Genomic DNA, 6,000 nt, shown 5'->3' on the forward strand with positions numbered 1-6,000 from the left:
TAGGCTCCGCAGCGGTTAATCCCCCTGACCCCCAACCGCTTTTAGCCCATCCGTACTTCGCTGGGCCAGGCACCCGGGCTTAACAGAAAAAATAGTTAAAAAAAAGCGGCCGCCCTTAGCTTTCAGCCCCAAAATCGAGGCCATTTCTCATAAAGCCGCCTGGCTGAATGGGTGGCACCCGCGGGTTTTGAGGGAGGCCAGTGCGGCATCGAATCCATCGTCGGCGGTGCGGCACAGGGCGCTGCCGCTTTTCTTTTGGCAAAAGGGACAGGCGTGCATGTCGCCGTCGGTATCGACGTAGAGGAACCGGTCGGCGGCGCCGGCGCAGCCCATGCGGCGCTGGTGGTAGCCGTAGTAGTGCACGATAGGCCAGCTGAAATAATCGGAAGCAAAATTCATTTTGAGGTAGAAATCCTCCAGCAGCGCCAATTGCGCGGGGCTGAGGTCGACAGCTTGGCCCGCGTAGTGCCCCACGGCGCGTGGCTCCAGCAGCTGGATGAACGTGACGCCCAGCTGCCGGGCCAGCTCGGCGTAGGCCCACAGGTTGGTACCGGTGGTAAATTCGGCCGTGGCGCAGAGCGACAGGTTGACTACCAGGCCGGCCTCGTGCGCGAAAGCCACCGCCTGCACGGCATTTTGGTAGGCCTGTGCCGAGCCGCGGAAGGCGTTGTGCCGGGCGGGCTCGTGGTGGTCGAGGCTGATGGTGACGCCGGTGAAGCCGGCCCGCTTCAGCCGCCCGGCGTTTTCGCGGGTAAAGTTGAAGCCCGAGGTTATCACCCAGAAATCGGTACCGGGCCGGGCGGCTTCCACCACCGCCACCAGGTCGTTGACGCGCAGCATGGGTTCGCCGCCGCTGAAGAAAATCTGCGTCACGTGCCGGGCCTGAAAGCGGGCCACCAGGTCCTGAATATCGGCCCGCGACAGCACCTCCTTTTGGTTCAGCGCATCCCACTCAAAGCAGTGCTCGCAGGCCAGCGGGCATTTTTTGGTGATGGCCAGAAAGACGAGGTTCAGCGTGTCGGCATCGCCCCGGAAGGGTACTGCGCGGTTCACAGTGGTGGCCACGTAGGCATCGTAGGCCGCCGAGGGCCGGCCGGGCTCATAGTATTCGCGGTAGGAGCGGCCGGCCACGCGGGCTACTTTGCGCGGCTTGAGGTCGCCGTAATATTCGCGCTTCAACTCCTCAACGTACCGGATGGCCTCGCCCACGCGGGCCGGCGTGCGCAAAAAGCGCCACAGCAAGCGCGCCTCGGCCAGCTGAAACAAGCCCGTCAGGAGGCTGCGCTTCAGGCCCGACTGCACTACCGTGGGCGGCAAGCTGGGCAGCGAGACTACTGGCGCCGCGGGCGCTTCTACATAAGTAAGGTCGGTGATGAGCGTGGCTTCCATGGGCGTTAGCGTTGGGCAAGCGTGGGCATGAGTTGCCGGGTGGCGGCGCGGTATTTTTCCTTCGAGAATTCGATGAAGCGGCCAGGCTTGCGGAAAGCGTACAGTTCCGGCAGGTTGGGCAGCCCCTTGAAATCGCGGATGTGCTCATAGTAGCCCTTGGTGCGCAAAAACGCGGTGCGTCGGGTACCGGCCGCCGGCGCGGGCAGGTGGCTTTGGTAGCTGAGGCTGGCCACCCCGCCGGGCCGGGGCTGGCGCAGGTACAGCGTGTCCTCGGCCGCGAGCTGGGCGCTGACGTCGGCGCCGCGTTCGGTGCGGGCGCTGGTGAGGCGGCAGTTGTCGAGCTGCACGGGCACGTTGGCACTGCAGTCGAGGGCCGCGTAATCGACCTCCCAAAACATGAAGCCGCACTCCAGCTTCACGCGCACCTGGCTGGTGCCATTGGCGGCGAAATCGAGCGGCACCACCAGGTCGCGCGCGGCCAGCGGGCCCACGGTGGGCAGCGTTTCGGCCAGCTGCCAGCCCTGGCCGGCTTCCACGTACACCTTCAGCGGAATGCTTTGGTCGAGGCTCCACTGGCGGTTGATTTCGGCGGGCTGGGTCTTTTGCTGGGCGGCCCAAGAGTTGTAGGCGGTGCCGAATTTCTCTATGAACGCGCCGTAGAGGTAGTCGAGCCACAGCGAGTTCTGGGCGTGCAGCACCAGCTTGCCGTGCCGGGCGGCGGCTGGTTTTGGGAAGGTTAGCGTCAGGGCGTTGGGCGCGTTGCCGGGCTGGTCTTCGTTGAAGAGGAAGGCATTGCGGTCGGAGGCTTGCAGCTGGGCGGTGCAGTCGTGGCCCGCCTGCGAGCGGGCCTGGGTGGGCGGCAGCGGCTGGCTTAGCGTCTGCACCCGGCCGCGCTGGTCGAGCAGCACCTGCGTGCCGGCGGGGTGCTGCACCAGCCACAGCTCGGCCAGGTTGGTGTATTGCCGCTCCTTCAGCTCGTTGCTGATGCGCAGGCGGTATTCGCCGTTTTCGGGCGCCAGGGCGGGCAGCGGTAGGTAGTCGTTGCGCTCGGCCGGGGCAAAAATGGCGCCGCCATAAGCCTCGCCCGTAAAGCGGTATTCGTGGCCGTCGTAAGCGTACACAAACGGGCAAGAGCTTTTGGTGAGGGCCACAATGACCAGCAGAATGGCAAACACACCCGCCGTTATTCCGAGGCCGCCCAACACGTAGGAAGCGGTGGTTTTGCCGGAATCCTTCTCTACCAAATCAATCTGCTTGATGGCTGCAAAGGGAATGCTAACCCGGTCTTCGGCTCCGCCTTGAACGTCACTCACGTACACGTGCACGAGGTTCAGCACTGCCTTCGTGTCTACGCTGCGGTAGCGGGGCGAGTCCTTCTTCTGGTCTGGCTTTGGGGGATTGGTGTACCATTGTAAGGTGCCTTTCACGGTCTCCTGGGTGCCTTCGAGCGTTTCTCCGTTGAGCTTGGGGTTGCGCAGCACCCAGACGGCCGTGCCCTGGTGCACAATGAACAGCTTCGATTCGGCCAGCATGTTCACGGTGTCGCGGCTCACCGGCTGGTCGCGGGTGCGGTAGTAATTGCAGCCGGTGGCCAGCGGCACGAAGGCCAGCAGTAGCAGCCAAGCAACCGGGGCCCCCACCCGCCGGCTGCGCAGTCGTTTCAACAATGCAAGGCCAGGTAACGAACAGGTAATCATTGGTTTCATGGCAAGGCACTTAAGGAGAAAAACCATGCTGCCAAGGTAAATTTTAATTCAGCCCTGTCAAGCCCAATAGTTGCGGAAAGCAGACGCTAGCAATCCACCATGCCTCAATATAAGCAATTCACAATCTATTGCTTAAACTATTATATTAAGGACATTTCAACGATGCAGGCCTGGCGGTTTCGGGCCGGTGCTTTGCCAGCCAGCCGCTAGCTTTAGCCCATGCATTTTCCCGTCGAACTGGCCCTGGGCCCCGCGCGCCTGCCCGTGCACCTGCTGTGCGAGGTGCTGGCCTACGCCCTGGGCTACCGCCTCTACCAGCGCCTGCGCACCGGCCACCCCGACCGCATCAGCGACGCCCACCGGCAGTGGATATTCGTGGGTGCCGCCGCGGGCGCCTTGCTCGGCTCGCGCTTGCTGGGCCTGCTGGAGCATCCTGAGCTGCTGGCGCACCCGCCCGGCGGCTGGGTCTACTATTTCACCAACAAAACCATTGTAGGTGGCTTCCTGGGCGGACTCATTGGCGTGGAGCTCACCAAGAAGCGTCTGGGCGTGACAGCCAGCAGCGGCGACCTCATGGTGTTTCCCATCATTCTGGGCCTGGCCATCGGCCGGCTCGGCTGCTTCTTCAGCGGCCTCGAAGATGGCACCTACGGCACGGCTACGGCCCTGCCCTGGGGCATCAATTTTGGCGATGGCGTGCGCCGCCACCCCACCAACCTCTACGAAATCCTGTTTTTGGCGGCGCTCGGGCTCTTGTTGTGGCTGCTGGAACGGCGTGGGCCGCTGGCCGATGGGCGGCGGTTTCAGCTGTTTCTGAGCGGGTACCTGCTGTTTCGGCTGCTGGTGGAGTTCATCAAGCCCACGGCGGCGCTGCCGGGACTGGGGCTCACGGCCATTCAGTGGGCCTGCGTGGCGGGGCTGGGTTATTATGTTTGGGGGTGGGCGCGGGAAAACCGTGAGCCTTTACCAAGCTACTCCGGCGAAAAATCCGGCATTTAGTTTAGTTCGTCTTTTCGCTCCAATTATCAAAGCCGGGTATTCATGAAGAGTGTGCTGTTCGTTCTGTTATTTATCTGCACTTGTGCCGACAACGCTTCGGCGCAAAAAGCCGACTGCCACAAATTCAAAAACGGAACATTTTCGATAACGGACCATGGCATAACGACCGTTATCACCCGTAGCGGCACCGAACAGAGCGAATTTTATAAGGGCTCCGCAAAGCCGACAACCTACAGCGTTAAATGGCTCGACGAGTGCACTTATGTGCTTACTCCCCATCAGGATGTATTCGATAAATATCCCGATATGCCTAAAAACGCTTTGCTTACGGTAAGAATTATTCGCACGTCGGCTAACTCGTACACCCAAACTTCTACTTCTAATTTTTCAGACTTAACATTCACAGCCGAGATGGTTAAAATCAAATAAAAAGGGGAATTCTTGGCTCAAAACCTATTGCTACCAGCCTTACCCTAAATGATAGATGGTGAATAACAGCAACGCATTCCAATGGAGCGTCGCCCTGATTTTGCTTCTTTGGCCTGTTTTTTCTGCCCGCGCCCAATACCTCCCCCTGCGCGGCGGCGAATACCTCGACACCACTACCGTCCGCAACCTCGCCTGCGCGAAGGCACTCGTGGCGCACTATTTTGCGGTGGACGGGAAATACCCGCGCAGCTCGGCCACGCTGGTGCGGGAGGCCACGGCTTTTTTGCAGCGCGGGGGCCGCAGGTTTAGCGGCAGCGGCTACGTCACGTTTCGGTTTATGATTGACTGCGCGGGGTTTCGGCAGCCGATGACGCAGGTGCTGCAAACCGATGCCAGCTACGCGCCCACGCACTTCCGGCCGGAGCTGGTGGGCGAACTATATGCTTTTTTGAAAACGCTGAAGGACTGGCGCGTGGCCACCCACCGCGGCTACGCCGTGAGCTATTTCACCTACCTAACCTTTAAGCTAACCGATGGAAAAGTGGTGGCCGTTATTCCTTAGCCTGCTGGCACCGGCTTGCGGCCACGCCCAGCCGGCCAGCCGCCCACCGGCGGGCGACTGCGCCAGCAAAGCCTACCAGGACACGCTCGTGGCCCGCTACTTTGACCGGGGCGCGCACCGCATCAGCTACCTCGACCCGCGCTGGGCGCAGTACTGCGACAGCCTGATTGCGACCTGCCCCAACATCGCCTATGCCTACCAGCAAAAGGCCATGCCGCTGATAAAATGCGGCGACTATGCCCAGGCTATGCCGCTCATTGATAAAGCCGTGGCCCTTGATGCCAACCGGTATTTAGCGTATCGGGGCTTTCTCAAGTGCATTTTCACGAAGGACTACACCGGCGCCATCACCGACTTCCAGCGCGTGGCTAAGCTCAAGCCCAACGGCCGCGAGATGGACCACACCTACGCCTTTTTTGAGGGCGCCAGCGAGCTGGAATTGGGCCACGACAAGCTGGCCGAGAAAGCCTTTGCCACCGACATGGCCCTGCAGCGCGGCGCCGACGGGCAGGGCTCCGTCCACTTCAATACCTTATGGTATGCCGGCGTGACGGCGCAGCGGCTGAAGCAGTACGCGCAGGCCCAAACCTATTTGCAACAGTGCTTGAAAGCCTACCCGCAGCACCCGGAAGCCAATTATTACCTGGCCCTGAACTACCGCTTCCAGGGCCAGGCCGCCCCAGCGCGGCAGCACCTGGAAGCGGCCCAGCGCGCCCTGATTGGCGGCTACCGGCTGAACGAGGATAATATTTTCTACGCCAACTACCCGGAGCAAATCACGGAGTACGAGGTAACGCAAGCGCTGAAGGAACTGCGAAACTGATGACGCCGCACCCTCAGCCAAATCGGCTGTCATCCTGAGCGCCGCGAAGGACCTTCTCACGCTAGCAGTCTAAGCGTGAGAAGGTCCTTCGC

At 61.3% G+C, this 6,000-nt stretch carries 5 protein-coding genes; 3 read left to right on the forward strand and 2 right to left on the reverse strand.

Annotated features, from left to right (window positions below):
• Positions 1–147: 147 nt before the first annotated feature.
• Together I2I01_RS06165 and I2I01_RS06170 are read right to left on the reverse strand one after the other, a co-directional pair.
• Positions 148–1,389, reverse strand: coding sequence for a radical SAM protein (locus I2I01_RS06165; protein ID WP_196285523.1), 1,242 nt, complete (start codon positions 1,387–1,389; stop codon positions 148–150).
• Between the two features lie 5 nt (positions 1,390–1,394).
• Positions 1,395–3,053: a hypothetical protein gene (locus I2I01_RS06170; RefSeq protein ID WP_196285524.1), complete on the reverse strand. Its 1,659-nt coding sequence runs from the start codon at positions 3,051–3,053 to the stop codon at positions 1,395–1,397.
• A gap of 261 nt (positions 3,054–3,314) precedes the next feature.
• Here I2I01_RS06170 and I2I01_RS06175 point away from each other — a divergent pair, with 261 nt between their 5' ends.
• From I2I01_RS06175 to I2I01_RS06185, 3 genes are all read left to right on the forward strand, one after another.
• On the forward strand, positions 3,315–4,094 hold the full coding sequence (locus I2I01_RS06175; protein WP_196285525.1) for a prolipoprotein diacylglyceryl transferase: 780 nt from the start codon (positions 3,315–3,317) through the stop codon (positions 4,092–4,094).
• A gap of 529 nt (positions 4,095–4,623) precedes the next feature.
• Positions 4,624–5,085 carry a hypothetical protein gene (locus tag I2I01_RS06180; protein WP_196285526.1) on the forward strand — a complete coding sequence of 154 codons (462 nt, stop codon included), beginning with the start codon at positions 4,624–4,626 and terminating at the stop codon, positions 5,083–5,085.
• A complete protein-coding gene (locus tag I2I01_RS06185; RefSeq protein ID WP_196285527.1) occupies positions 5,057–5,908 on the forward strand; it encodes a tetratricopeptide repeat protein in 852 nt (283 codons plus the stop codon). Before I2I01_RS06180 ends, I2I01_RS06185 begins: the two co-directional genes overlap by 29 nt.
• Positions 5,909–6,000 lie beyond the last annotated feature (92 nt).

Source organism: Hymenobacter properus, assembly GCF_015694735.1.
Taxonomy (GTDB): domain Bacteria; phylum Bacteroidota; class Bacteroidia; order Cytophagales; family Hymenobacteraceae; genus Hymenobacter; species Hymenobacter properus.

Excerpts from the sequence above, each read along its gene's own strand:
- I2I01_RS06185 (WP_196285527.1), top strand. The coding sequence starts at position 5,057 with ATGGAAAAGTGGTGGCCGTTATTCCTTAGCCTGCTGGCACCGGCTTGC.
- I2I01_RS06175 (WP_196285525.1), top strand. The coding sequence starts at position 3,315 with ATGCATTTTCCCGTCGAACTGGCCCTGGGCCCCGCGCGCCTGCCCGTG.
- I2I01_RS06165 (WP_196285523.1), bottom strand. The coding sequence starts at position 1,389 with ATGGAAGCCACGCTCATCACCGACCTTACTTATGTAGAAGCGCCCGCG.